Source organism: Rhodothermales bacterium (genome assembly GCA_041391505.1).
Classification (GTDB): Bacteria; Bacteroidota; Rhodothermia; order Rhodothermales; family JAHQVL01; genus JAWKNW01.
Window position 1 is genome coordinate 1 of record JAWKNW010000004.1, and the last position, 22439, is coordinate 22439.

24 protein-coding genes and 1 pseudogene are annotated in these 22439 nt (G+C 64.5%); 9 read left to right on the top strand and 16 right to left on the bottom strand.

Going from position 1 to position 22439, the window contains the following annotated elements:
* The 9 genes from R2834_05325 to R2834_05365 form a co-directional block, all read right to left on the bottom strand.
* Positions 1-425 (bottom strand): hypothetical protein (locus R2834_05325; protein MEZ4699729.1); only part of this gene is annotated, 425 nt, incomplete at its 3' end.
* Between the two features lie 37 nt (positions 426-462).
* Positions 463-930: a hypothetical protein gene (locus R2834_05330; GenBank protein MEZ4699730.1), complete on the bottom strand. Its 468-nt coding sequence runs from the start codon at positions 928-930 to the stop codon at positions 463-465.
* A 141-nt stretch (positions 931-1071) separates the two neighbouring features.
* Positions 1072-2325, bottom strand: a complete 1254-nt coding sequence (locus R2834_05335; GenBank protein MEZ4699731.1) for a M28 family peptidase — start codon at positions 2323-2325, stop codon at positions 1072-1074.
* An 8-nt stretch (positions 2326-2333) separates the two neighbouring features.
* Positions 2334-3029 (bottom strand): hypothetical protein, encoded by a 696-nt coding sequence (locus R2834_05340; GenBank protein MEZ4699732.1) that lies wholly within the window; start codon positions 3027-3029, stop codon positions 2334-2336.
* A gap of 54 nt (positions 3030-3083) precedes the next feature.
* Positions 3084-3449: a hypothetical protein gene (locus tag R2834_05345; protein MEZ4699733.1), complete on the bottom strand. Its 366-nt coding sequence runs from the start codon at positions 3447-3449 to the stop codon at positions 3084-3086.
* A 179-nt stretch (positions 3450-3628) separates the two neighbouring features.
* Complete coding sequence (locus tag R2834_05350; GenBank protein MEZ4699734.1) at positions 3629-4993, bottom strand: HAMP domain-containing sensor histidine kinase; 1365 nt, start codon at positions 4991-4993, stop codon at positions 3629-3631.
* Positions 4994-5084: 91 nt separating this feature from the next.
* Positions 5085-5318 carry a hypothetical protein gene (locus R2834_05355; GenBank protein ID MEZ4699735.1) on the bottom strand — a complete coding sequence of 78 codons (234 nt, stop codon included), beginning with the start codon at positions 5316-5318 and terminating at the stop codon, positions 5085-5087.
* Positions 5319-5322: 4 nt separating this feature from the next.
* Complete coding sequence (locus tag R2834_05360) at positions 5323-6750, bottom strand: DUF1501 domain-containing protein (GenBank protein MEZ4699736.1); 1428 nt, start codon at positions 6748-6750, stop codon at positions 5323-5325.
* A gap of 198 nt (positions 6751-6948) precedes the next feature.
* Positions 6949-9792 (bottom strand): DUF1549 domain-containing protein, encoded by a 2844-nt coding sequence (locus R2834_05365; GenBank protein MEZ4699737.1) that lies wholly within the window; start codon positions 9790-9792, stop codon positions 6949-6951.
* Positions 9793-9935: 143 nt separating this feature from the next.
* On the opposite strand from R2834_05365, the gene R2834_05370 reads away from it, so the two are divergent.
* A complete protein-coding gene (locus tag R2834_05370) occupies positions 9936-10808 on the top strand; it encodes a VOC family protein (GenBank protein ID MEZ4699738.1) in 873 nt (290 codons plus the stop codon).
* Here R2834_05370 and R2834_05375 read toward each other — a convergent pair.
* Together R2834_05375 and R2834_05380 are read right to left on the bottom strand one after the other, a co-directional pair.
* Complete coding sequence (locus tag R2834_05375; GenBank protein MEZ4699739.1) at positions 10795-11340, bottom strand: GNAT family N-acetyltransferase; 546 nt, start codon at positions 11338-11340, stop codon at positions 10795-10797. The genes R2834_05370 and R2834_05375 overlap by 14 nt on opposite strands.
* A gap of 52 nt (positions 11341-11392) precedes the next feature.
* Positions 11393-11875 carry a nuclear transport factor 2 family protein gene (locus R2834_05380; protein MEZ4699740.1) on the bottom strand — a complete coding sequence of 161 codons (483 nt, stop codon included), beginning with the start codon at positions 11873-11875 and terminating at the stop codon, positions 11393-11395.
* A gap of 225 nt (positions 11876-12100) precedes the next feature.
* On the opposite strand from R2834_05380, the gene R2834_05385 reads away from it, so the two are divergent.
* From R2834_05385 to R2834_05410, 6 genes and pseudogenes are all read left to right on the top strand, one after another.
* Entirely contained in the window at positions 12101-13234 is a 1134-nt protein-coding gene (locus R2834_05385; GenBank protein ID MEZ4699741.1) for an FIST N-terminal domain-containing protein, read from the top strand.
* Entirely contained in the window at positions 13235-14923 is a 1689-nt protein-coding gene (locus R2834_05390; protein MEZ4699742.1) for an ATP-binding protein, read from the top strand.
* Between the two features lie 308 nt (positions 14924-15231).
* Positions 15232-15498 (top strand): annotated as a pseudogene (locus tag R2834_05395) (FKBP-type peptidyl-prolyl cis-trans isomerase).
* 7 nt (positions 15499-15505) lie between these two features.
* Positions 15506-15970, top strand: coding sequence for an FKBP-type peptidyl-prolyl cis-trans isomerase (locus R2834_05400; GenBank protein ID MEZ4699743.1), 465 nt, complete (start codon positions 15506-15508; stop codon positions 15968-15970).
* A gap of 31 nt (positions 15971-16001) precedes the next feature.
* A complete protein-coding gene (locus R2834_05405; GenBank protein MEZ4699744.1) occupies positions 16002-16412 on the top strand; it encodes a heme-binding protein in 411 nt (136 codons plus the stop codon).
* Positions 16413-16419: 7 nt separating this feature from the next.
* Complete coding sequence (locus R2834_05410) at positions 16420-17025, top strand: trimeric intracellular cation channel family protein (protein ID MEZ4699745.1); 606 nt, start codon at positions 16420-16422, stop codon at positions 17023-17025.
* A 63-nt stretch (positions 17026-17088) separates the two neighbouring features.
* Here R2834_05410 and R2834_05415 read toward each other — a convergent pair whose 3' ends face one another.
* Positions 17089-17574, bottom strand: coding sequence for an SET domain-containing protein (locus R2834_05415; protein ID MEZ4699746.1), 486 nt, complete (start codon positions 17572-17574; stop codon positions 17089-17091).
* Between the two features lie 437 nt (positions 17575-18011).
* Between R2834_05415 and R2834_05420 the strand changes: the two genes are divergently transcribed.
* Positions 18012-18629, top strand: a complete 618-nt coding sequence (locus R2834_05420; protein ID MEZ4699747.1) for a 2OG-Fe(II) oxygenase — start codon at positions 18012-18014, stop codon at positions 18627-18629.
* Positions 18630-18724: 95 nt separating this feature from the next.
* On the opposite strand, the gene R2834_05425 is transcribed toward R2834_05420, so the two are convergent.
* The 4 genes from R2834_05425 to R2834_05440 form a co-directional block, all read right to left on the bottom strand.
* On the bottom strand, positions 18725-19723 hold the full coding sequence (locus R2834_05425; protein ID MEZ4699748.1) for a DUF1028 domain-containing protein: 999 nt from the start codon (positions 19721-19723) through the stop codon (positions 18725-18727).
* Positions 19724-19988: 265 nt separating this feature from the next.
* Positions 19989-20525, bottom strand: a complete 537-nt coding sequence (locus tag R2834_05430; protein ID MEZ4699749.1) for a hypothetical protein — start codon at positions 20523-20525, stop codon at positions 19989-19991.
* Positions 20525-21058 carry a hypothetical protein gene (locus R2834_05435; protein ID MEZ4699750.1) on the bottom strand — a complete coding sequence of 178 codons (534 nt, stop codon included), beginning with the start codon at positions 21056-21058 and terminating at the stop codon, positions 20525-20527. Before R2834_05435 ends, R2834_05430 begins: the two co-directional genes overlap by 1 nt.
* Positions 21059-21093: 35 nt before the next feature.
* Entirely contained in the window at positions 21094-21570 is a 477-nt protein-coding gene (locus R2834_05440) for a heme-binding domain-containing protein (GenBank protein ID MEZ4699751.1), read from the bottom strand.
* 151 nt (positions 21571-21721) lie between these two features.
* On the opposite strand from R2834_05440, the gene R2834_05445 reads away from it, so the two are divergent.
* Positions 21722-22438, top strand: a complete 717-nt coding sequence (locus R2834_05445) for an ECF-type sigma factor (GenBank protein MEZ4699752.1) — start codon at positions 21722-21724, stop codon at positions 22436-22438.
* The last annotated feature ends 1 nt before the right edge of the window (position 22439 follow it).

The following is a 22439-nucleotide window of genomic DNA, read 5'->3' on the forward strand; positions in this document are numbered from 1 at the left end:
TCGGCCGGTGTCGGAAGCGTGAAATCGTTGCGCACGCCCGTGCCGCTGATGTCCAGCCCCAGCCTGAACGCGTGTTTCTTGATGTGAAACACATACGCATCCTCGGGCGGCTCGGGGTAGCCGGTGAAGTAGTACCCGGTCGGGTCCACGGCGTCGAAGCCCAGCTCGGCGCAGGCCTCGATCGCCTGTTCGAGCGTCATGGCGCCGCCGCGCAGCGGCTCGTTGAACGAGAACATGTTGCAACTGAGCTTCAGATGACCGGGCAGCGGTCTGCCGGCGCGAGCGGGTTGCAGCGGCTCGGCGTCGGTCGCGGCGAGCAGAGGCAGGGTGAGGGCACTCTTCAGAAAAGCGCGGCGGTGCATGGGCGCCATGGGGATGATCCGTTCGATGAGGGCGGTGCGGAGCAGATCTTCGCATGCGCTCAAGATACCGCCTGCGGATGAGAGGGACCACCGACGGACTTCACGGAAACTGAAGCGTGAGCGTTTCCCCCGGAGCGACCGCTTCCCAGTCGTCGAGCAGCGCCCGGTAACGCGACAGGATGACCTCGTGGATCGCGGGGTTCAGTCCGGCAGGCATGGGCACGCCCGTGCCGGCGCAGGACGCGCGGACCGCCTCCAGGAAATCGGCATAGGGCAGCACGCCGGCCAGCTCGTACTGGAGGGCCATCACCACGGCCTCGGATTGCAGTCCCTGGGGGCCGATCCAGCTCCGGTCGGCCGTTTCTTCGAATTCCTGGATGCTGCGCCCCTGCGCCAGCAGTCCGTAAAAGCCCCCGTCGAACCCGAGCACCGACTCCACGGCATAGTGGCCGATGTCGTGCAGGGGGCCGAACACATTCTGGATGGAGGTCCAGGTCTTCGATCCGTCGTCCCGAATGCACGAAAGCGTGTGGCGTTTGTCGCGTCCTTTGAGAAATACGATCGTCATGGCAGGCCGTCGGTGGGGTCCGGGCCTGTCTACGGAGCGAATGCGCCGGCGTTGCAGGGAGGGAAGCCGTCGCGGCCGGGCAAAAAAAAGAGACGCCCCGACGGGACGTCTCTTTTCAACCGGATAGGCCGGATCGGATGCTCAAAATTCGATGTTCTTTTTGACCGTCTCGTTGCCGCGTTTGACGACGACCGTGGTCTTGTCGCCCTTTTCGTAGGTCGCGAGCGCCTGCATGTAGGCGTTGATGTCGTCGATGTCGGCATCGCCGAGCTTGATGATCACGTCGCCCTTCTCCAGGCCCGCCGTGGCGGCCGCCCGGCCGTTGACGACGGCGTCGATGCGGACGCCCTTGCCTTCCGCGACATAGTCCGGCATGATGCCCATGCTCACCTTGAACGACGCGGCCGCCCGGCCCTGGTCGTCGTCTTTCGTCTCGGTGAAGGCCAGCTTCCCGGAATCGTCGAGCGAGGCGATGACGCCCATGATGAAGTCGGTAACGGCATACATGCCTTCATAGTTGATTAGCTCGCTGTCGTCCGACGGCTTGTGGTATTCCTGGTGCTGACCCGTGAAGAAGTGGAGGACCGGGATGTTCTGAAGGTAGAACGACGTGTGGTCCGAAGCACCGATGCCGGAGGCGTGTTTCTTGACCTGGATGCCGTTGCCGGCCAGCCCGTCGAGCACGCCATCCCACGCGGGCGACGTGCCGGTGCCGTTTACGGCCAGGACGTTCTCTGCGTTGAGGCGGCCGACCATGTCCATATTCAGCATGTAGCTGACGTTGTCGAACGAGATGGTCGGGTTGTTGGCGAAATATTTGGAGCCGTAGAGGCCGAGTTCCTCACCGGAGAAGGCGATGAACAGGTAGTTGTTGCCGTCGTAGGAGGCGTCCTTGAGCCGGCGCGCCAGCTCGATGAGCATGGCCGTCCCGCTGGCGTTGTCGTCGGCGCCATTGTGCACGGCGTCGCTGTTGGGGTCGCGGGAGCCGAAACCGCCGTGGCCGAGATGGTCGTAGTGGGCGCCGATGATCGCGGTCGTGGGCGCGCCGTTGTCGAGGAAGGCGACCACGTTATGGCCGGTACGCTCTTCGCCGGATTCGGCCGGCGCGTGCGGGTTGGCGCTGTAGCGGAACGAGAACGGCTGGAGCCATCCGTCGGTGCCTCTGGGTTCGAGCCCGATGGCGGCGAACTGGGACGCGATGTATTCGGCGGCGAGGGTCTCGCCGGCCGAGCCGGTCTGCCGGCCTTCGAGCAGGTCGGAAGCGAGGTAGACGACGTCGACACGCAGGGCCTGCAACTCGGCCGGCGTAGGTTGAGCCAGGGCCCCGGTTGCCAGGAGACCCGTCGCAACGAGCGCGAGGATGCGGGGGGAAAAAATGGTTCTATGGATGGTCATCGGACGATTCAGGATTGGGATGTTGAAGAGAGATCACGCAAACGGTCCGCCAGTTGTTTCAAGCGCTTGCGTTGTGTGCGGATCCACAGGCCCAGGGACAGGCGTGCTACGGTGAGTCCGAGCAGGAGGCTGCCGGCGAAAATCAGGGTCTCGACCCACAGGGTATGATGCCGCAGGGGGGCTGAAATCGCGGCGATGAGGCTGAGCGCGATGCCCAGCGAATACGCGAGGGCGGCCGCGTGGGTGAACGTGCGATGCAGGCGGATCGTCGTGTGCGAGTCCGTCGAGTCCACGTGAATATGGAGAGAGCCCGTGAGGTGGGACCGGACGGTGCCGTGGATGTGCCCGTCCCGGCGTTCGTTCATCCGCGGTTTCAGCGCCGCCAGGGCATCCGTCAGCCGCACGGCGCGTGCCGGCGTGAGGGCTCCCGGGGCGATGCGTTTTATCGCGAACTCGAAGGGTCCGCCCCAGAACGTGCGCGTCCCGTGTTCGAGATCCCGCTGCTCCAGCTCGACGGCGGCGGCGCGGAGCACTTCGAGATCGATGCCGAGGCCGCTCGCGAACGATTCGATCTGCGCGTAGGGCAGCCCCTGTCGGACGCCCGCGTCGGCATGATCCTGCAATTCCGAGGCCCGCTTCAGCATCGCGCTCACTTCCCGGTCGCTGTACAGGCGCTGATGACGTAAGTGCTCGGGTATGGTCATACGGTTCGGGTAGTCGATCGTATACAACCGCGCATGGGCGACGCCGGCGTGGGGTCAGTGCGTCGTCGCCGGCTCGTCGATGGCGGCGACGGCCTCGTTTTCGATCGCCTCGTCGTCCTGCCCTTCCGCCTTGATCACGATTTCCCACGGGCCTTCCATGCCGGCCAGCCGCCACCGACCCCACAGGCGCTGGACGCCGTCGTACTGGCCCGAATAACTCACCCGGTGTTTGCCGAGATACTGTTTGTCGATGACCACGTGTCGGTTTTCGCTGAGTGAGCCGGTGAGGACGAACAGGCCTACCATATCGCTGCCGGAGCCTTCGATGTGATCGTTCTCGATCGAGACGATCAATCCATCCATGTACTGCCGGCCCAGATCGGCCTGCTCCCACCATCCCCGGGCGTGTACGTGTCCCATGTCTGGCGCGATGCGGGCGGAGCCGGGGGATGCTCCGCGTTGCGGAATGTAGGTGATCGATCAGAAAGCAACCAGCCTGCCTCGGTGGATATCTGGCAGATCGGCGGCGCGGGGACAGGGTACTCGTTAGCGCGCCAATGGTTCGCCGGCGGTAGGCCGGCGGGGGGCGCGATTTCTACTCAGGAGGCCATGCCGTCGCCGACCGACAGGCTCCGATCCAGTGGAATGTCGACCTGGAAGGTCGTGCCGGTCGTCGTGGATTCCAGCAGCCGCACATCGCCTCCGATCTCCTGGGCCAGCTTGCGCGCGATCGTCAGGCCCAGGCCGATGCCGCCCGTGGCCCGCGTCTGGGAGTCGTCCACGGCCTGGAAGGGTTCGAACACCCGCGAGCCCCACTCGGCCGGGATGCCGCAGCCGCTGTCCTCGATCCGGAAGGCGAGGTGTTTTTCGGCCGGCATCGACACGTGAAGCCGCACGATACCCGCTTCGGTAAACTTCACGGCATTGTCGAGCAGCAACGTCAGGATGCGGCTCAGGTGCCCGGGATAAAGCGGCAACACTCGGCCGGGTTCGAGCGCCCGGTACTCGAACGAGAGGCCCTTCGCCTCGCAGGCATAAATCATCTTGTCCACTACCGGGTCGATGAGCGCGTCGATGGCCTGCTCCGACGCCATCTCCATCGACAGTTCGCCGACACCGGTAAAATCCAGAATCAATTCGATCAGATGCAGGAGGTGCAATGCCGCTTCGTCGACGATGCCGACCATCTCCTGGTTCTCTTCGGACAGCTCCTCGTCTTTCAGGATCGTCGAGGCGCCGATGATGTGGTTCAGCGGGGTGCGCAACTCGTGCGACATCACGGCGAGAAACCGCTGCCGGACTTCAAGCGCCTGCACGGCGATCCGGCGGGCTTCCGCTTCCTTGATCCGCAGGCTTTCCGCCTCCGCGCGGGCGGCTTCCACGATCTCCAGGCGCCGGCGTAATTCCTCCTCGTTTTCGGCGAGCTGCTGCACCGCATAGTCCGCCCCTACGATCACCTGATAAATCTTTCGGACCCGTTCGAAGAGCGATCGGTTGGGATAGAAGGTGAAGGTGTACGATGCGGATCGTTCCGAAATATCGAAGGAAAAATCGCGATACGGCACCTTGAGTTGCCGGAAGGTCGCCTCATAGGCGGAGGCCGAAAGGACGAAAAAGGCGCGGCACGAGGCGAACGGTTCGGGTATGCGGATGCTGGCTGTTGCCCTGCGCGTCGACCGGTCGATCGTGGTGTCGAAGATCAGTCCCGGGAAAAAGGTGCGCATGATGAACGCGTTCATGCGCATGAGAATCGCGGAAAGGTCCGAAAACAACCCGAGGACGCGGAGCAGCAGGATGCCGGAAGGCGCCTTGAAGACGTTAAATCCGATTTCGCGGAGCTGCTCGTCGGAGCCGGCGTGTGCGGCAAGGCGGTTATGAAACAGCACGCAATGATCCCATTCGATCCATTCGGGGCATGAATCGGCGTCGTAGCCCACGCCTTCGAAGAATTGACTTTCAGTCATTCCCGAATCGTAGGCGCACTGGTAAATCATCAATATCGCCCGTCGGCTGATCTTGGGCGTTGGTTGATTTGACATCGCGGTAAACTGCGCTTCATCGCATGTCAATGTGCGCCGCCTTTTCTGCCGATACGGAGGTCCGTCCGAGAGAATACGTACCAGAAAGTGCCACGAAAGGCAGGCCTGTAAACCAGAAGGCCCGCCCGGCATTATCGAGAAAGGTATCAGGGGATGCGCCACGATACCCTGCATCGGGGAGGCGCGAAAAAACAGGCAATTCGTTTACCAGAATCGCGCAAAATAGTTCTGAACCAGCGGGATCGGTCACGTCGTCAGGCCAGGATGTCGAGGATGGCCTCTCCCTTGCCGTCGGGTGTGGTATAAAACGGGCGTCCCTCGATCTCATAACTGGTTTCGGGCGGAATGCCCAGCGCGTGGTAAATCGTCTGATGTATCTGGTCGATTTTTACCGGGTTTTCTACCGCTTCACACGGGCGTTCGTCGGCGGTGCGGCCAAAAACATGTCCTTTCTTGATGCCGCCTCCAAACATCAAAATCGAACAACCGCTTGTGAAGTGGCGATGCATCCCATAGTGCACGAGATCCTCGATAGTATCGGGCACAAACACCTGGTCCTTTACCTTGGCACCAGGCCGGCCCTCCATGAGCATGTCCCGGCTGAACTCGCTCGCGAGGATGATCACGGTGCGGTCCAGGTGGCCGCTCTCTTCCAGGTCCCGCACGAGCTGCGCGATGGGCCGATCGATAAGCTCCTTCATCTTGACGAGCCGCGTGTGCCCGTTTTCGTGGGTATCCCAGCCGTGGAACGGCTCATACTCGGTCGTGACGGTGACAAAACGTGCGCCCTGCTGGGTGAGCCGTTTGGCGAGGAGACAGCCGAGCCCGAAGCGCCCGGTGTTGTAGGTATCGTAGGATTCGGTCGGTTCGAGGGACAGGTCGAAGGCCCGCGCCTCGGGTGAGTTGAGCAGGCGATAGGCCTGCTCCATCGAACGCATGAGGGACTCTTTCTGGTAGTCGCTGCCCTGATCGCCGAGGGGGCTCTGGTTAATGAGTTCGCGATAGAGCTGATTGCGGCGCTCGAACCGGCTTGCCGTCATGCCGACGGGCGGACGCACGCTGTCGAGGCCGGTCTGCGGGTCGGGGATGAGGAAGGGGCCATACTCGGCCCCGAGAAAGCCGGCGGTGTGGAAGGCTTTCAGCTCCTCGGCCTCGCCCACATGAAAACGCTGGCCGATGTTGATGAACGCCGGCAACGCGGGATTGATGGGCCCGAGTTCGCGCGCGATCCAGGAACCGATATGCGGCGCGGCCACCGTCTGGGGCGGCTCGTAGCAGGTGTGCCAGTGGTACTGGTGCCGCGAGTGGAGGATGAAACCGAGGTCGCCGGATTGATAGGAGCGGATCACGGTCCCGCGGTCCATCACGCTCGCGATCTGTTCGAGCCCCTCGCTGAACTGCGCGCCGTCGATCGCCGTGGGGATCGACGGAAACGTGCTGAGCACCTTGTTCGGGTCGATCCCTTTTTCATACGGGATATAGGTTTTCGGGTCGAACGTTTCCGTGTGCGCCATGCCGCCGGCCATCCAGAGCAGGATGACGGTGTCGGCCGAAGCGTTCGCCCGGGCGGACCTCGCGCAGGAGCTCAGGAAGGTGGCGGACGGCAGGGTCGCGGCCATCGCGGCAAGGGTGGCCGCGCCGGACCGTTTGACGAATTCGCGACGGGAGAAGGAATCTTTCATAGTGAGCGCATCCGCGTCAGATCAATGAATACGTGACGTTCCGTACGGTAGCGAGGCGATCGATGGATACGGGATACGCGATGCAGGATGGTTACCGAAAAACCGTGCGATTGATCGTGATCCTGCATCCCTGCATCCTGTATCCTGCATCTTGTAACCTGTTTCGGACGGTCAAACCGTCCGGGCACGTACGTTCGGTCAATAAATCAACTGAAATTCGGGCAGCATGACGACCGCCCACAGCAGGTCCTGGACGCTCGACGTGTCGGGCTCCGTTCCCAGCAGTTCGAGGGCCACGCGGCGTTCGTTGTCGGTGGGCGGCCGGCTGAGCGTGGAGGCGTATACGCTATCCACGAGCGCCGCCGGCTCGTCGCCGAGCGCCGCGAGCCACTGCTCGGCGCCGATCTGCATGGTCTCGTAGAACCGCTCGCCGTTGGTCATTTCGAGCGCCTGCAACAGCGTGGTCTGCGTCGGCCGGCTCGTGATCACCGTCTCGCGGCTTTCGCGCCCGAGCGCCTTGAGGAAATCGTCGTTGTAGACGAGCGAGGCCCTCGCGAAATCGGGCAGCGGGGCGTCGTCGTCGTGTGTGAACCGGAGCAGGTAGCCCCACAGGCTGTGGCTCTTGCGCTGGACGTTTTTCCAGCCGGCATCGTCAAAGCCGGGTTCGTTCCAGCCCGTCGCCAGGCTGTCGAGCGTTTTCCACCCGTCTCCGCTCTCCACGCGCTGGACGGTGCCGCCGCTGTACGCGAGCTGCAGGCTCAGCAGGACGCCGGCCTGGTTGGGGACCGTGCCTTCGTTGACCGCCTCGACGGCGATCAGGTTGCGTCCGGACCGGATGAAAGATCGCACGTCGATGTGCTCGGGCGTCCGCCAGTCGCTGGCGGCGAGGGCTTCCTTGCCGTTGATGAACACGCGATACGAATGGTCCGCCGTGGCCAGGAGGCTGGCCGACTCGAGCGCCCGGGCCGGCGCGTCGAACGTCGCCCGGAAGTAACGGGTGCCGGGATAGGCATTCTGCGACTGGTGGATGTCGGGATACCAGATCCAGCTCGCCTCGGGCGCCTTGCGCTGGGCTTCCGGGTTGAACGCGACACTCACGTACACCGGGGCGATCGAGGCGCTGACGGCGTCGGCGAACTGTTCGGCGGTGAGCCGGCGCACGAGCGGGCCGGCGAAGGCGAACGTCGCGCTCCGGACCACGTCCTCGGAGGGGGCGATGCGAGCCGGCAGCTGGTAGGCTTCGCTCGTCATGATGGTGCGGAGCAGTCCGCGAATATCCTGGCCCTGGTTCGAGAAGTCGGACGCGAGCCAGTCCAGCAGGTCCTGATCCCAGGGCAGCGCATCCATGTTGTCGACCGGCTCGACGATGCCGCGCCCCATCAGGCGGGCCCAGAACCGGTTGACGAGGGTGCGCTGAAGCCGGCCGTTGTCGGGCCGGGTCATGATGTCGGCGAGCTGCACGAGGCGCTCGGTGACCGGCGCCGAGTCGTCGATCGTGCCCAGCTCGGGGTAGATGAACGCCGTCTCCGCCATGCGTCCCGTCGGCTTGTCGCAGCGGTAGATCTCCAGGGTGGTGTCGGCGAAAACGTTGGCGAACGCGTAGGCCTCGTCGAGCTTGGTGTTGCCCACGAAGCTGTCGTGGCAGGACGCGCACTTCAGGTTCAGGCCGAGGAGGGCCTGCGAGATGTTCTGGGCGGCCTGCAGCTCCACGCGCTGGCTGGCGTTGACCGCACCGCGCCACTTGATGCCCTTGATGAAGCCGTCCGACTGCGGGTCGGGGCTGATGAGCGACCGGACCATCGCGTCGTACGGCATGTCGGCCTTCAGGGCGTCGTACAGCCACCGCGTGATCTGCCGGCGGCCGCCGTCGATATAGCCGGGGCCGCTGTAGTCGTTGCGCAGCAGATCGTTCCAGAAGCTGAGCCAGTGCGCGGCATAGTCGTCGTCGCGCGCCAGCAGTTCGTCGACCAGCGCCGCCCGCTTGTCCGGTCGGCCATCGGCCACAAACGCCTCGACCGCTTCGGGCGTCGGCAGCAGGCCGATCGCGTCGAGATAGGCGCGGCGGATGAACCGGCGGTCGTCGACAGGTTTTTCCCAGGTGATGTCGTGTGCTTCGAAATACCGATTGACGATACGATCGATCGGGTGGGTGCGTCCGCCGGCGATGGCGGGCAGGTCGGGCAGGCGCGGCGCGAGCGGGGCCTCCCGGAAGATCTTGTATTCGAGCGTGTCGGGCCAGAAGGCGCCGTCGTCGATCCACAGACGGATCAGGGCGATCTCGTCCGACGGCAACGCGTCGCGTTTTTCGGGCATGGACTCCTCGTCGTGGCGCGGGAGGAGGAGCCGGCGCACCAGTTCGCTCCCTTCGCTGTTGCCGGGCTCGATCGCGGCGCCGGAGTCTCCGCCCAGAAAGGCGAATTCCTTCTCGTCCAGCCGCAGCCCGCCTTCCACCTTGTTCGAGCTGTGGCACTTGTAACAGCTGTGCGCGAAGATGGCGCGAACCCCCAGGTTCAGTTCGACGCGCTGGTCGTCCGTCAGCGCCTCGCCGGCGTCGAGCGCGGCCATGATCGTGGGGTTGAGCTCGGGCAGCGCCGGCCTGTTCCAGGGGAGCACTTCGGTCAGGTAGGTCTCGCCGTGCGTGAGCGACGCCCCGAAATGGCCGGCGACGCCTACGCCGAGCGTGGCGGCGATGAGGACGCCGCGGTACTGCAGCCGGCTGCGGTCCGTGTTCAGCCCCTTTGCGCGCCGAAACAGGGCAAGGCTCGCCAGCGCCAGCACCGCCGTCGCGATGCCCGCCCATTTGTGCCACACCACGGTTTGCCCGGTAAACGATTCGGCGTCTTCCAGCAGGAGCCCGAGGACGGCGGCAACGACGGCCGAAAGGGCGCCCAGGCCCAGCATCATGCGCTTGCCGGCTTCGAGATGGCTTCGCCGGCCGTTCCAGGTCAGGACTTCGATGAGCAGGGCGATGAGCAGCAGCGTGATCGGGAAGTGCACGATCATCGGGTGCAATCTTCCAAGCAATACGGGAATCCAGTCCATACTCGGGCTCGGTGGTCCAGGGTGAGGTTGCCTGCGCGTGGCGTCGCCGCCGTCATCGGTAGGCCGCGGTATGGCGTGCCGCAGGAACCTGTCGGGGGTTACCATGATAACGGGTTGTCCTCACTCCTTCAAGTCCTCTTTCCATGGAAGCCCATTCCTCCATCCATCCTCACGCCTACACGATCGATCCGCGCGTCCGGATGGGCGCGGTCACGCTTGCGGTATCCGACCTCGAACGGATGAGCGGCTTCTACCGGGTCGTGATCGGTCTCGATTTGCTGGTCCGCACGGACGACGAGGCGATGCTGGGAGCCGGCGGGGTTCCGCTGGTGCACCTGGTGCGCCGGGAGGGCGGCCGCGCGGAGCCGGGATCGACGGGGCTGTACCATCTCGCCCTGCTCCTTCCGTCGCAAGCGGATCTCGGCGCGTGGCTCGCGCATCTGGCCGAGACCGGCTACCGGCTCGACGGCGCCGGCGACCACTTCGTGAGCGAGGCGCTCTATCTTTCCGATCCGGAGGGAAACGGCATCGAGGTGTACCGAGACCGCCCGCGCGAGATGTGGGAATATGTGGAGGGCCTCCTCCGGATGGGCACCGAGCGGGTGGATGTCCGCGCCCTGCTCGAGGCCGGCGCTGGCGTAGCCTGGCGCGGCCTGCCGGACGGGACGACGATGGGGCACGTGCATCTACGCGTCGCGGACATCCAGGCCACCCTACGGTTTTACGAGCAGGCCCTGGGGATGCAGACGATGGCGTTTATGCCGGGCGCCGGCTTTTTCAGCGCCGGCGGTTACCACCATCATATCGGTGCGAACACCTGGGAATCTCGCGGCGCAAAGCCACCGTCGCCCGGGGCGTTGGGGCTGGTGGCGGCATCGCTCGTGCTGCCGGACGACACGACGCGCGACGCCTTCCTGCGTCACCTCGACGCGGCCGGCATCGCGCGAACGGTGCTGTTCGATCGGCCGGCCATCCAGGATCCGTCCGGCAATACGCTGCTGCTCACGACCCCTTGACCGCCACGGCGTGGAGGGGCAGATGGATCTCGGCCACGCCGGCCTCGACCTGCGCGACGTTCGCCCCGGCGGCGAACAGGGTGCGAAGCAGGCCGCGCCGGCTGGCGTGGATGTGCATCACGAAGGTGCCGATGCCGTTCGTGGCCGCGATCCGGATCAACTGTTCGAGCAGGAGCGAGCCCACGCCGAGCCGCTGGTAGGCATCGACCACCGTCAGCGCCAGTTCCGCGGCGGCCGGCAGGTCGCCGATCTGGATGTATCGCCCCGTGGCGATGCCGGTTTCGGCGTCGCCGGCCAGGTCGAAGGCCGCGAGGGCCACGTGCCGCTGCTGGTCTACGCGGGTGAAATAGTCGAGCTGCGCCTCGGACAGGGTGAAGGGCATGCTGTGGAAGCGCGCATAAAACGAATCGGTCGAAAGCTGGCCGGCGGCATGGCGCAGGCCCTCGCGATCCGAGGGCATCAGCGGCCTGATCCGCACGGGACTGCCGTTGCGGATGCGGGTCTGTACGGGTAGATGAGCGAGCGCGTGCATGGCGCCTTGGCGTGTAGGGAGCGGCACGGATGCGCCGGTTCAATCCGGGCGGTCAATCCGGGCGCGGGAAGGACTGGTGAACGTGGCGGATATTCCAGGTTTCTCCCTCGTTCACCCACACATACGTCCACGCCGCATCGCGCGCGAAGGATCCGCCGCTTTTCATGCGGGTCACGAACCGGCCGGTCGAAGAGACGACGATCATGTGTTCGGAGACGACGGTGACGGTCGGTTCCCCGAAGTCGATATCCTGGCTTTCCACGCCGGCATAGATGCTCTGGTAGGCCTCGATCAACTCGCGGCGCGTGTACCGCTTGCCGTCGATCAGGAATACCGCGTCGGGGAGCGCGCTGTGGTAGCGAAAGGCGGCTTCGACATCCACCTGTTCTGCGGCGTCGAGAATTTCGCGGGTGAGGCTGAGGACGGTTTCCCGCAACGCATTGCGCTCGGCTTCGTCGGGCTGGCGCATGCGTAAGGTGCACCCGGACCCCTGCAGGGCGAACAAAAGCAACCAGAGAATGGCGGAGCGACGCATAGTCGAAATCTGCTGTGGACGTTCGGATAGACGGGGCAAGATAGGAAACCACCGAGGGCGCCGCCACCGGACCGCGGCCGGCGGGTTTTAAAAAATGCGTTCCGCCGACGATACCCATCACGTGCATGCTGCACCTCCCTGCATGGCGGCTACCGGACCGAATGGAGGCAAATGGCCCATGTGCCGCCTTGCGCGCCAGATCCTTTGTACAGGTAATAATGGATTATGATTGACACCGCCCTGATTCGTCGCGCAGAGATCCTGGAGCCCGACGCCCGGCGCGCCGTTGCCGCCTTTGCCGAACAGGTGCGCCAGCCGGACCTGGCCGGCGTGATCTTCTTTTGCTCGGCCAATTACGATCTCGAGGTCATCGCGGAGGGCATGCGCGAAGCGTTCGATTGCCCTGTGGTCGGGTGCACGACGGCCGGCGAGATCGGCACCGCGTACCAGGCAAATAGCATCGTCGGTCTGGGATTTCCTTCGTCGCACTTCAGCATGCATCCCCGGCTGATCGGCTCCATGCGCGATTTCGGGCTCACGCGCGCGGCCATGCTGTGCGAGGAGGTGGAGCCGGATCTGGTCTTTAACGAACGGATCGGCGCGAAAGGGATGTTCGGGTTGCTGCTCGTCGACGGGCTCTCGCTGCTCGAGGAGCAGGTCACGGCCAACCTCTACAACGCATTCAACGGGATGTCGATCGTCGGGGGCTCTGCCGGCGACGATCTGAAGTTTGTCGAAACCCTGGTGTTTGTCGACGGGAAGTTTCACCGGCAGGCCGCGGTGCTGACGGTCATCGAAACCACGCTCCCGTTCCAGGTATTCCGCTGGCAGCACTTCGAGCCGACCGACGTGGACCTCGTGGTGACGCACTCCGATCCGGAGATTCGCACCATCTACGAACTGAACGGAGGCAACGCCGGCGACGAATACGCCCGCGCCCTCGGGCTCACCCGGGATCAGCTCGAGACCGCGATTTTTTCCTTGCACCCGCTCATGATCCAGATCGGCGACGAGTGGTACGTCCGTTCGATCTCCCGAATGGATCCGGACGGCAGCCTGGTGCTGTTCTGTGCCATCGATACGGGGCTGCCGCTGACCATCGGGCGCTGCGTCGACTATATCGAGGCGCTCGATGCGCAGATCGGCAGGCTCCGGGGGGAAATCGGCCAGCCGGCCCTGACCCTGGGCTGCGATTGCATCCTTCGCCGGCTGGAGATCTTCGAAAAAGGGATCGAGGGGGATGTCTCAAAACGGCTTCAGAGCGTCAATTTCCTCGGTTTCAGCACGTTCGGCGAGCAGATCAACGGCCTGCACGTCAACCAGACGCTCACGGGAGTAGCCATAGGAGAGGGCGACTGAATGGAATCTCCGCTCGATCCGGAAGCGCGTCTGCGCGCGCTCGAGGAAGAACTGGTCAGGCAAAAGAAGATCAACGATGCGCTCAAGGAGCGCGTGAAGCAGAGCATTCGCTCCTCCGGCGATTCGTTTTCGCTTTTCGAGAGCAACATCGCCCTGCAGCGGGAAGTGGAGCGACGCACGCGCGACCTGGTGGTGGCGAAAGAAGCGGCCGAGGCGGCGGCCCGCGCGAAAGCCGAATTTCTCGCCACCATGAGTCACGAGATCCGTACCCCCATGAACGGGGTGATCGGCATGACCAGTTTGCTGCTCGACATGGATCTGGAGGAGGATCAGCGCGAGACGGTGGAGGTCATCCAGTCCTCCGGTCAGGCGCTGCTGGCCATCATCAACGATATCCTGGATTTTTCGAAGATCGAAGCCGGCAAGGTGGTGCTGGAGCGGATCCCGTTCGACCTGCGCGAAGTGGTCGAGGCGGCGATCGATGTCGTGGTCGCCAAGAGCGCCGAGAAGCAGCTGGAGCTGGTCAGCTGCATCGACACGCAGGTGCCGGCGGCCCTCTACGGCGATGCGAACCGTATCCGGCAGATTGTGGTCAACCTGCTGTCGAATGCCGTCAAGTTCACGGACAAGGGCGGCATCGTGGTGTCGGTCCGACCGGTCGCCACCAGCGAGCGCAGTTTTTCGTTTCAGATCGCGGTGCACGACTCCGGCATCGGCATACCGGATGACAAGCTCGCGACGCTTTTCGACGCCTTCTCGCAGGTCGATGCTTCGACCACGCGTAAATACGGCGGCACGGGGCTCGGTCTGTCGATCTCATCGCGGCTCGTCGAGCTGATGGGCGGCAAGATGGGCGTCGAGAGCGCCTCGGGGAATGGCTCGACCTTTTTCCTCAACCTCTCGCTCGATGTCGCCCCGGGCGCGGCGCCGGCGCCGGCGAACCTGGCCGGCAAACGCGCGCTCCTCATCGAGGATCATGACGACGCGCGCGAAACGCTGCGCCAGTACGTCGAGTCCTTCGGTATCCACTGTGTCGTCGCCGCCGATGAACAAACAGGCCTCGCACTGGCCGGCGAGCAATCGTTCGATCTCGCTTTCGTCGATGCCACCCTGCCCGGGTCGACCGTTTCCAGCCTCGTGAAACGGCTGGCGCCGGTTCCGTGCATCGTCACCGGCACCATCCTGCACCGATCCCTGTTCGGCGGGGCCTACCCGTTTATCGCGAAACCCCTGAAGCTGGATGCGCTCCGCGCCGTCGTTCTCGATGTCCTGAAGATCGACGAGGCGCCGGAAAACGTGGAGGGGCCGCTTCGTTTTGCCCTCGTCGAGGCGCACCCGGTCCAGCAAAAGCTCGCGCAGCGGGCGCTCGAGGGGCTGGACCAGACGGTGATCGCGTTCCAGGACACCGCGGCCGCCCGTCCGAGCCTGGACGCCGGCGATTGCGACGTGGTGCTGCTGGCGGCTGCGTCGACCGATGACGCCGCCGAGGCCCTGGAGGGGCTCCGGCCGCACATGCCGGACGGCGTGCAGGCCATCGCCATGGTGTCCGAACTGACCGAGGAGCAGCGCGGCGTGTTGCTCCAGCGCGGGTTTACCTACGCCATCGGAAAACCCATCGCCCGCGACGAATTGCAGGAGGCCCTGCGCCGGTGCCGGCAGGTTTACGCGTCGGCCGCGGCCTGCGTGTAAGTTCTGGGCGCGCGCCCGGCAGGCAAAACATCTTGGCAACCTGGGGCGTACGTAGGTTTCCGCCGGCCGGCGGATCGCGTCCTACCCATCCCTCACCCGGTTGTCATGCCCGCACGTCTATCCGTATGGATGTCGCTCATCCTCCTTGCCGTCGCCTTTTCCGCGTGCGACTTCTTCGACGGCGACCCCCAGGAGCCTATCGATCCGAATCCGTTGCCGCGTGAAGTAGCCGACTCCCTCTACGTCGTCTCGTCGACAGGGCTCAAGTATTACGACTTTTTGTCGGCGACGGCGCCGTCGCCGATTCCGGCTCCGTGGTTCAGGTTCATTACCACGGATGGCTCGTTGACAATACCCTCTTCGATAGCTCGGTTTTCCGGGGCGTGCCGCTGCTCTTTCAGCTGGGGACCGGGAATGTCATCAAGGGGTGGGACGAGGGCATCGAAGGGATGCGCGTAGGCGGCGAGCGACAGCTCGTCATCCCGCCCAACCTCGGCTACGGTGTTCCGGGCCGGGGAGCGATTCCACCGAATGCCACCCTTATCTTCGAAGTCGTCGTCCTGGCCGTCGAATAACCCCTCTATGAAAAACCTTGTCAAGGCACTCGCCATAGTCCTGTTGCTGTCGGTCTCGGCGTGCGACCTGTTCAACTGGAAGGACGAGGAGCCCGAGGTCGTCGTGCTGCCCGACCCGGTTCCGCGCGTCGTGGCGGATTCGCTGTTCACCGTGCTGGAGAGCGGCCTCAAGTATTACGACTTCGTCGTGGGGCAGGGGACGCCTGTCGGCGCCGGCGCCTCGGTGGTGCTGGACTACAATGCGTGGCTGAGCGACAGCACCCTGGTCGATAGTTCGATCCTGCGCGGCGTGCCGGCCTCGTTCACGCTGAACGAGTCGCAGGTGATCCTGGGATGGGTCGAGGGCGTCGCCACCATGCGGCGTGGCGGCGAGCGTCAGCTCATCATCCCTCCGGACCTCGCCTACGGCGATATCGGGTCGTCCGTCGTGCCGCCGGGCGCCACGCTCATCTTCGAGATCAAGTTGTACTGATCGTCTCTTCACCCGCCGTCGTAGGGTTGTTATGCACCAGGTTGCCACGCTCTCCCATGCCGATGCGCTCGCCGTTGTCGACGCGATACGCCGGCGCCTGACGGAAACCGGCAAGGCCGCCGCGATCGCGGTGGTCGACGTCCATGGCGAACTCGTCGCTTTTCTGCGCACGGACGGGTGCCCGCTGCCGTCGATCCAGAACGCCATCAACAAGGCCTTTACGGCGGCGCGCGAACGCAAGCCCTCCGGGGCCATCGGGAAGGCCTCCCGGGTGGATGGCTTTCCGATGACGAACTTTGGCGACCTGCGGTACACGGGATGGGGCGGCGGGGTGCCGATCGTGTGGCAGGGCGCGGTGGTCGGGGCCGTGGGGGTGAGCGGACTCCCCGAGGCGGAGGACGCGGAACTCGCGGCGCTCGGGGCGAACGCGGTCGCCGGCTGAACGAACGATGCTCGAACTGCTCGATCTGATCGGCACCTTCGTGTTCGCCGTGTCTGGCGGTTTAAAAGCGGCCAAATACGAACTCGATCTGCTGGGCATTCTCGTGCTCGCCACGCTGACGGGGGTGGGAGGCGGCATCCTGCGCGACGTGCTGCTCGGCGCCACGCCGCCGGCGGTTTTTCAGGATGAACGGTACCTCGTCGTCTGTATCCTCGGGGGTGTGTCCGTGTTTCTGGCGGCGCCGCACATAGCGCCGCGTTGGAAGGAGATGCTCGTGGCCGATGCGATCGGGCTGGGCGTGTTCGCCGCGATCGGCGCGTCCAAGGCGCAGGCGTTCGGGCTGGGCCCCATCGGCGTGATCATGATGGCCGGGCTGACGGCCACGGGGGGCGGCGTCGTGCGTGACGTCCTGGTCCGGGAAATCCCCGCGGTGATCCAGAAAGACTTCTACGCCACCGCGGCGCTGGCCGGCGGGGTCAGCTTCCTGGCGGCGTCGATGGCCGGCTTGCCGGAACAGGCGCAGCTGCTGGCGGTCGCGATCCTGACGACGGGCCTACGGTCTTATGCTATTTTTGCGCGGCTCAGCCTGCCCCGGGCCCGCCGCATCGAATAAAAAAAGGCGCCTGGCACCGGGCCAGACGCCTGCAGGTCAGGGCAATTCACGGCGACCCGTCAATCAAGCGGCTCTCATCATCGGGGGGCGATACGTGCGGGCGATGAACCGCAACACGATCCCACGCATGAGGTAGGAGGCTTGAAGCTGGGGGTCCAGGGTTTTGAAGTCGGTTACAACGTGCCGGCACGTGGGTTGGCCGCAGAGGCAATTGAGCGTCCAGATGCCGTCGTCCATGGTTGTGGAGTAATCGAAGCGGATTTCTTCGCCCGGTTCGACCGGGGTCAGCGCGACGAGGCGGCGATGTGGAAAGATGCCGGCGTTTGGTTCGCAGGAGTGGTTAACGTAGAGGCCCGGAGCGTCGGGATAGATGTAGGTGTATTTTCCAGTTTGCAGCAGATTGCCCGCGTGCTCCGTGTGATGAAGTGGACTGGTATGGTCGATGCGTGGCCCGGAGAACGTCAAGATCAATTCTCCAGGCTTAAAGTGTCGAGCCGCAAAAACGCCGCGGCCGACGTTGGTTTCGTCAACGTAAACATGCGCACCCATGGTGATGTCTCCAAGGTTAGGGCGGATGCCTGTATAGAGCGCAGCCAGATGTGAAGGTTTGCTGCCGCGAGCGCCTGGAACGTGCCGCTGCGGCGCCGTCTCGCCGCGCGTATCGGGTAGCTGTTCGTGCTCCAGCGATCGCGCGGAAAACGATTCAAAGGCCGGCTCCGTGAACAGAGCGAAATTACGACAGGTGCATGGATTAGTTGCTAGTCTTTCGGGCGCCCGCCGGCAGAATATTTGGGGGCCTCCCGTCGCGGTCTAACATGCGTGTGCGCGGTCGTCCCTAGTGCGTCGAACGCCAGGATGAGGCGGCATCGGGGCGCAGGAACCAATGCCGGCGATTCGCGCTATATGCGGCGATTTCACTCCCGTTCAGGTTGTGTTTCGGCTGGTATGGCCCTGCGGGTTCAATACGGTGTCTTTCAGGCATTACGTTGGGTATCCCATTTGATTTTTCCGGTATCGTCGAGGCGATTGCGACGACGGGTTGGAGTATTTCACGGGGACTTCTGGACGGCGATGTGATCGATCGCATGATCGAGGCCGAGCTGGCCTTGTGGGAGGCCGGGGCCTTTCGCCAGGCCGGCATCGGAGCCGGCGCCGCGGCGATGCGGCCGGAGATCCGCAACGACCGCATCCACTGGCTGGACGCCGAGGCGCTGCCCGAGGCGGTGAAGCCGTACTGGAGCCTCGTCGACGCGCTCCGGCTCGAGATGAATCGGTCGCTCTATCTGGGGCTGCGCGCCTTCGAGGCGCACTACGCCATCTATCCGCCGGGGTCTTTCTACAAGCCGCACCTGGACCAGTTCAGGCACGCCCCCCATCGGATGATATCGTGTATCCTCTACCTGAACCGGGGCTGGACGCCGGAGGACGGGGGACTGCTGCGCATCCATCCCCCCGATGCCCCCGAGCACCTGTTCGTGGACGTGTTACCCGAAGCCGGCACGTTCGTCTGCTTCCGGAGCGATCGCATCGTCCACGAAGTGCTCCCTTCCCGCCGCGAACGCCTCAGCCTCACCGGCTGGCTGCACCGGGAAAAAACGATGTGAGGGGGAATCGCACATCGTAAAACGCAAATCGTCGGTTGCTGGTCGAAGACCCTCCCGGCAGCCCCAATTTGCGATGTACGATGTACCTTTTTCGATCACCGCTGCATGGCCTGCACCAGCCGTTCGATGGTGGCCGGGTCGGCTTTGAGCAGGCCGGCGGCGGGGAGGCGGGGGATGAGGTCGGCCCAGCGGGGATCCTGCCGGTAGGCGCGCTGGAGGTAGGGCAGGGCCTGGTCGGCGTCGCCGGCGTCCAGCAGGGTGACGCCTACCCAGAAGGGCGACTCGCCGTTGGTGGCCTCGTCGGGCAGGATGTCCATGGCATCGGAATAGGCTTCGAGCGCTTTCGGGAAGTTGCCCTGCGTCACCCAGCCGTCGCCCTCATTGAGTTTGAGATAGGCCCGCTGCATGCGGACCAGCCGGCGCAGTTCGGCGACCGGGTCCGGGTTGTCCTCCACGCGGAGGTCGAAGATCCGATCTTCCCAGGAGCGGCCGGTCGGTGTTCCGGACACCACGAGGATGGCGGCGGACTGCCGGCCGCGTATGTCGCCGCCCTCGCCTTCCGCCGCTTCGAGCGCCTTGAGCAACCGCTCGGCGAGGTCGCCCTCGGCGGTCTCGTAGGCCCTCGCCATGGCATCCCACACCGTGGGGTTCTCCATCAGGTTGGCCTGTACGGAATACTGCTTGCCCACGTGCTGGCCGGCCGCCTGGATGGCCCGGTTGCCCGTGTGCGCCTGTACGCGGCCCGCCGCATCGATCATGGCGACCTGCCGCACTTCACGGTCGGCGTCGGCCCGCAGCAGGCCCGCCAGGGCGTCCGGCGCGCTGCGTCCGGCGCGCATCATCGCGAGACCGAGCGGGCCATACGAGGGGTCGATGAACGATTGGGTGGCCACGGCGCCCACGCCGGCTTCCGCCCATGCGACGATCGGGCCGACGGAAAACCAGTGCGACTGGACCGCCACGCCGAGTTGACCCGTCGCCGAGTCGCGGGCGACGATCGAATAGGTGGCGACCGGGCGCCGGTCGGTCAGTTTCTGACCGGAAGCGGGCGCGATAAAACCGACGAGGAGAACGAGGCTGAAGAGGGCGCGCATGGAATCCTGTACGAGCTGATGAATGGGCGGCGGAGCACCGACGTGTGCCGGCGACAAGGTACGGCGCCGGCCGAAAAGGTGCGATCCGAGGCGGGTCAAGGGCAGGACCATCGCATTCTTGCCGTGACCATGAGAAGCGTATGGGCGTTTGGGTGCATGGGGGCATTTTTACCGCAAAACCTCCCATACCCCCCATACTCCCACACCCCCCATGCCCCCATGCCGGGAGATGCTCACGTTTGAAGAGCATGCGATTCCCCTGGGGTCAAGGGCGTTCGCGGACGAACCGGAAGGCGCCGCTTTCGAGCGCGATCATGCCGTCGCCGGGCGCAAACGTTACCCGCAGCGGGTCTTTGCCGGCGACGCGCTGTTCGTAGGTCAGGGTGTTGACGGTCGCCCCGGCGTAGGATGTCGTATCGCGTTCCACCCGGTACGTCGCGCCGTCCCGCGCATACGCGCGTCCGGGCCGGACGGGGTACATGAAAAAGCCCGGCGTGAGCAGGGTGTGTGCGCTGTCGCTCAGACGCCAGAAAAGGCCTTCATCGGTCAGCCGTACGTACAGATGCCCCGCATCCCGAATCTCGTCGCCGTCCTCGATGGTCACGTGAACCTGGGTGTAGGCCAGGCCGCCGATCTCCGACTCGCCGTTGACGGCGAACGTGAGCCGGGCGCCGGCGGGCTGCTGCACGTAATGCCAGACGCTATCGCCGGCGAGCCGCAGCAGCGGGGGCGGGGGCTCGGAGTGGCAACCGGCGGAAACGACGAGGGAGATAAGGGCGGCCGCCAGGATCCGCTTTTTCATCAATGATCGGGCAAATAGGCCGGCGGGATCGGGCCGGCGTCGCTCCGCCCATCGAACATCCACCCGAGAATCCACCAGCGCGATCCGTCGTGATACAGCTGGATGCTGTTGATCCCGCGACCGCCCACCGGACCGTTTTTATCCGTCCGCCATTCGTAGGTGCTCCAGACGTGCGCGGTGGCTCCGAACTGCTGCACCTCGCGGTGCAGTTCGTATTCGAAGAACCCCCGGTCGGCGAGGTTCGCGCTCGCGCGGTGGAAGTCGCCGAGCGTCATGACCTGCGCCTGCGGCTTGCCGGCCACCTCCTCGACGATGACGATCTGCGCCGCCGGGTGGTGCAGCGAGCTGTCCCGCGCCCAGTCGCGCGGCTGCCCGGCCGGCCCGGAGACCACCTCGTAATAGGCTTTCATGATGCCCTCGATCGACGCGACGTCTTCAGGATGGGGCAGCATCGGTCGTTGCCCCTGCGCCGTACCGGCGAGCGAAAGCAGGGCCAGTACGGCGAGGGGGATAAAAGGGCGTCGGATGGACACGTCGGCTCTCGGGCATGTGATGGACAGCGCCGGCTTCAGTGCTCCTCGGATGCTCCGGGAGGCCGGCGACGCGGGCGTTCGATCGGGGGATCCTGCTCGAACGTGGCCTTTAATCCGTTAAGGAGCGCCTGCGTTTCCTGCGGAGACAACTTGGCCTCCGAATGCATGATGAGGTAGTCCCAGAGCGGCATCTCTTCCTCCTTGATCTGCTCCTCCACTTCCTCGAAGTCTTCGTTGGGCTGATCCCAGGTGGAGAAGTTCAGGTGGCGCCGTCCATCGACCACGTGTTCGGAGATGCGCCAGGAGACGGGCGCGACATACGCGTACCACGGCCAGACCGATTCGTTGCTGTGGCAATCGAAGCAGGCGCGCACGGCGAGTTCGCGCGTTTCAGGAGAATCCCAGCGAACCTCGCGCGTGACCGGCGGATTGGTACGCTCGACCGGGAAAAACTGGATGAGTATAAGCACGGCCGGTATGCCGAATTTCAGGATCTTGCCGAGCAATTTCATATGCGTAACCGGGAAAGTGATGACACTTCACTATGCCTACTGCATAATACTTCGGGAAATGTAGCACGGCGGAACCATGGATGCACGCGCGGGGCATGAGAGATTGAATAGAATTAAAGGAGAAGCGACATACCTTACTTTCTGCATGACCATGGAACGAACATCCGAACAGGCCCCCGTCCACGCCGCGCCTCGATGGCACCTGACGTCGAAGGTGCGGTTCAACGGAGAGGGCGCCGGCGCGATGCGCGCGTCGGAAACGAACGCCGGCCAGATCCGATCTGCAAACGACCCACATCGTATGGCTGTGAACGAGACCGTAACGCAATTGCTGATCGAGTTGTCCGAGGGCGAATCGGCAGCCATGGACCGTCTCCTGCCGGTCGTGTACGACGAATTGCGCCGGCTGGCCCATCGCCAGCTCGATCGCGAACGCGCCGACCACACGTTCAGCACCACGGATCTCGTCCACGAGGCGTTCCTGAAGCTCGTCCAGCTCGACCGGATCCAGTGGCAAAACCGCGCGCACTTCTTCGCCATCGCCGCGCAGGCCATGCGCAACATCCTCGTCAACTACGCCCTGAAACGCAAGGCGCAGAAACGAGGGGGCGCGCAGGAAAAACTGCCCCTCGACGAGGGGCTCGTTATGTCCGATCAGCGCGCCGATGCCCTCCTGGCCCTGGACGAAGCACTCACCCGGCTCGAGGCGATGAGCGTGCGTCAGCACCAGGTGGTTACCTATCGCTTTTTCGGGGGGTTGAACATCGAGGAGACCGCGACGGTGCTGAAGGTGTCGCCGGCCACCGTCAAGCGCGAATGGACCATCGCCCGCGCCTGGCTGAACCGGGAGCTTCAAATGGAATCGTAAC

Excerpts from the sequence above, each read along its gene's own strand:
- R2834_05330 (MEZ4699730.1), bottom strand. The coding sequence starts at position 930 with ATGACGATCGTATTTCTCAAAGGACGCGACAAACGCCACACGCTTTCG.
- R2834_05335 (MEZ4699731.1), bottom strand. The coding sequence starts at position 2,325 with ATGACCATCCATAGAACCATTTTTTCCCCCCGCATCCTCGCGCTCGTT.
- R2834_05340 (MEZ4699732.1), bottom strand. The coding sequence starts at position 3,029 with ATGACCATACCCGAGCACTTACGTCATCAGCGCCTGTACAGCGACCGG.
- R2834_05345 (MEZ4699733.1), bottom strand. The coding sequence starts at position 3,449 with ATGGGACACGTACACGCCCGGGGATGGTGGGAGCAGGCCGATCTGGGC.
- R2834_05350 (MEZ4699734.1), bottom strand. The coding sequence starts at position 4,993 with ATGACTGAAAGTCAATTCTTCGAAGGCGTGGGCTACGACGCCGATTCA.
- R2834_05360 (MEZ4699736.1), bottom strand. The coding sequence starts at position 6,750 with ATGAAAGATTCCTTCTCCCGTCGCGAATTCGTCAAACGGTCCGGCGCG.
- R2834_05365 (MEZ4699737.1), bottom strand. The coding sequence starts at position 9,792 with ATGGACTGGATTCCCGTATTGCTTGGAAGATTGCACCCGATGATCGTG.
- R2834_05370 (MEZ4699738.1), top strand. The coding sequence starts at position 9,936 with ATGGAAGCCCATTCCTCCATCCATCCTCACGCCTACACGATCGATCCG.
- R2834_05375 (MEZ4699739.1), bottom strand. The coding sequence starts at position 11,340 with ATGCACGCGCTCGCTCATCTACCCGTACAGACCCGCATCCGCAACGGC.
- R2834_05380 (MEZ4699740.1), bottom strand. The coding sequence starts at position 11,875 with ATGCGTCGCTCCGCCATTCTCTGGTTGCTTTTGTTCGCCCTGCAGGGG.
- R2834_05385 (MEZ4699741.1), top strand. The coding sequence starts at position 12,101 with ATGATTGACACCGCCCTGATTCGTCGCGCAGAGATCCTGGAGCCCGAC.
- R2834_05390 (MEZ4699742.1), top strand. The coding sequence starts at position 13,235 with ATGGAATCTCCGCTCGATCCGGAAGCGCGTCTGCGCGCGCTCGAGGAA.
- R2834_05400 (MEZ4699743.1), top strand. The coding sequence starts at position 15,506 with ATGAAAAACCTTGTCAAGGCACTCGCCATAGTCCTGTTGCTGTCGGTC.
- R2834_05405 (MEZ4699744.1), top strand. The coding sequence starts at position 16,002 with ATGCACCAGGTTGCCACGCTCTCCCATGCCGATGCGCTCGCCGTTGTC.
- R2834_05410 (MEZ4699745.1), top strand. The coding sequence starts at position 16,420 with ATGCTCGAACTGCTCGATCTGATCGGCACCTTCGTGTTCGCCGTGTCT.
- R2834_05415 (MEZ4699746.1), bottom strand. The coding sequence starts at position 17,574 with ATGGGTGCGCATGTTTACGTTGACGAAACCAACGTCGGCCGCGGCGTT.
- R2834_05425 (MEZ4699748.1), bottom strand. The coding sequence starts at position 19,723 with ATGCGCGCCCTCTTCAGCCTCGTTCTCCTCGTCGGTTTTATCGCGCCC.
- R2834_05430 (MEZ4699749.1), bottom strand. The coding sequence starts at position 20,525 with ATGAAAAAGCGGATCCTGGCGGCCGCCCTTATCTCCCTCGTCGTTTCC.
- R2834_05440 (MEZ4699751.1), bottom strand. The coding sequence starts at position 21,570 with ATGAAATTGCTCGGCAAGATCCTGAAATTCGGCATACCGGCCGTGCTT.
- R2834_05445 (MEZ4699752.1), top strand. The coding sequence starts at position 21,722 with ATGGAACGAACATCCGAACAGGCCCCCGTCCACGCCGCGCCTCGATGG.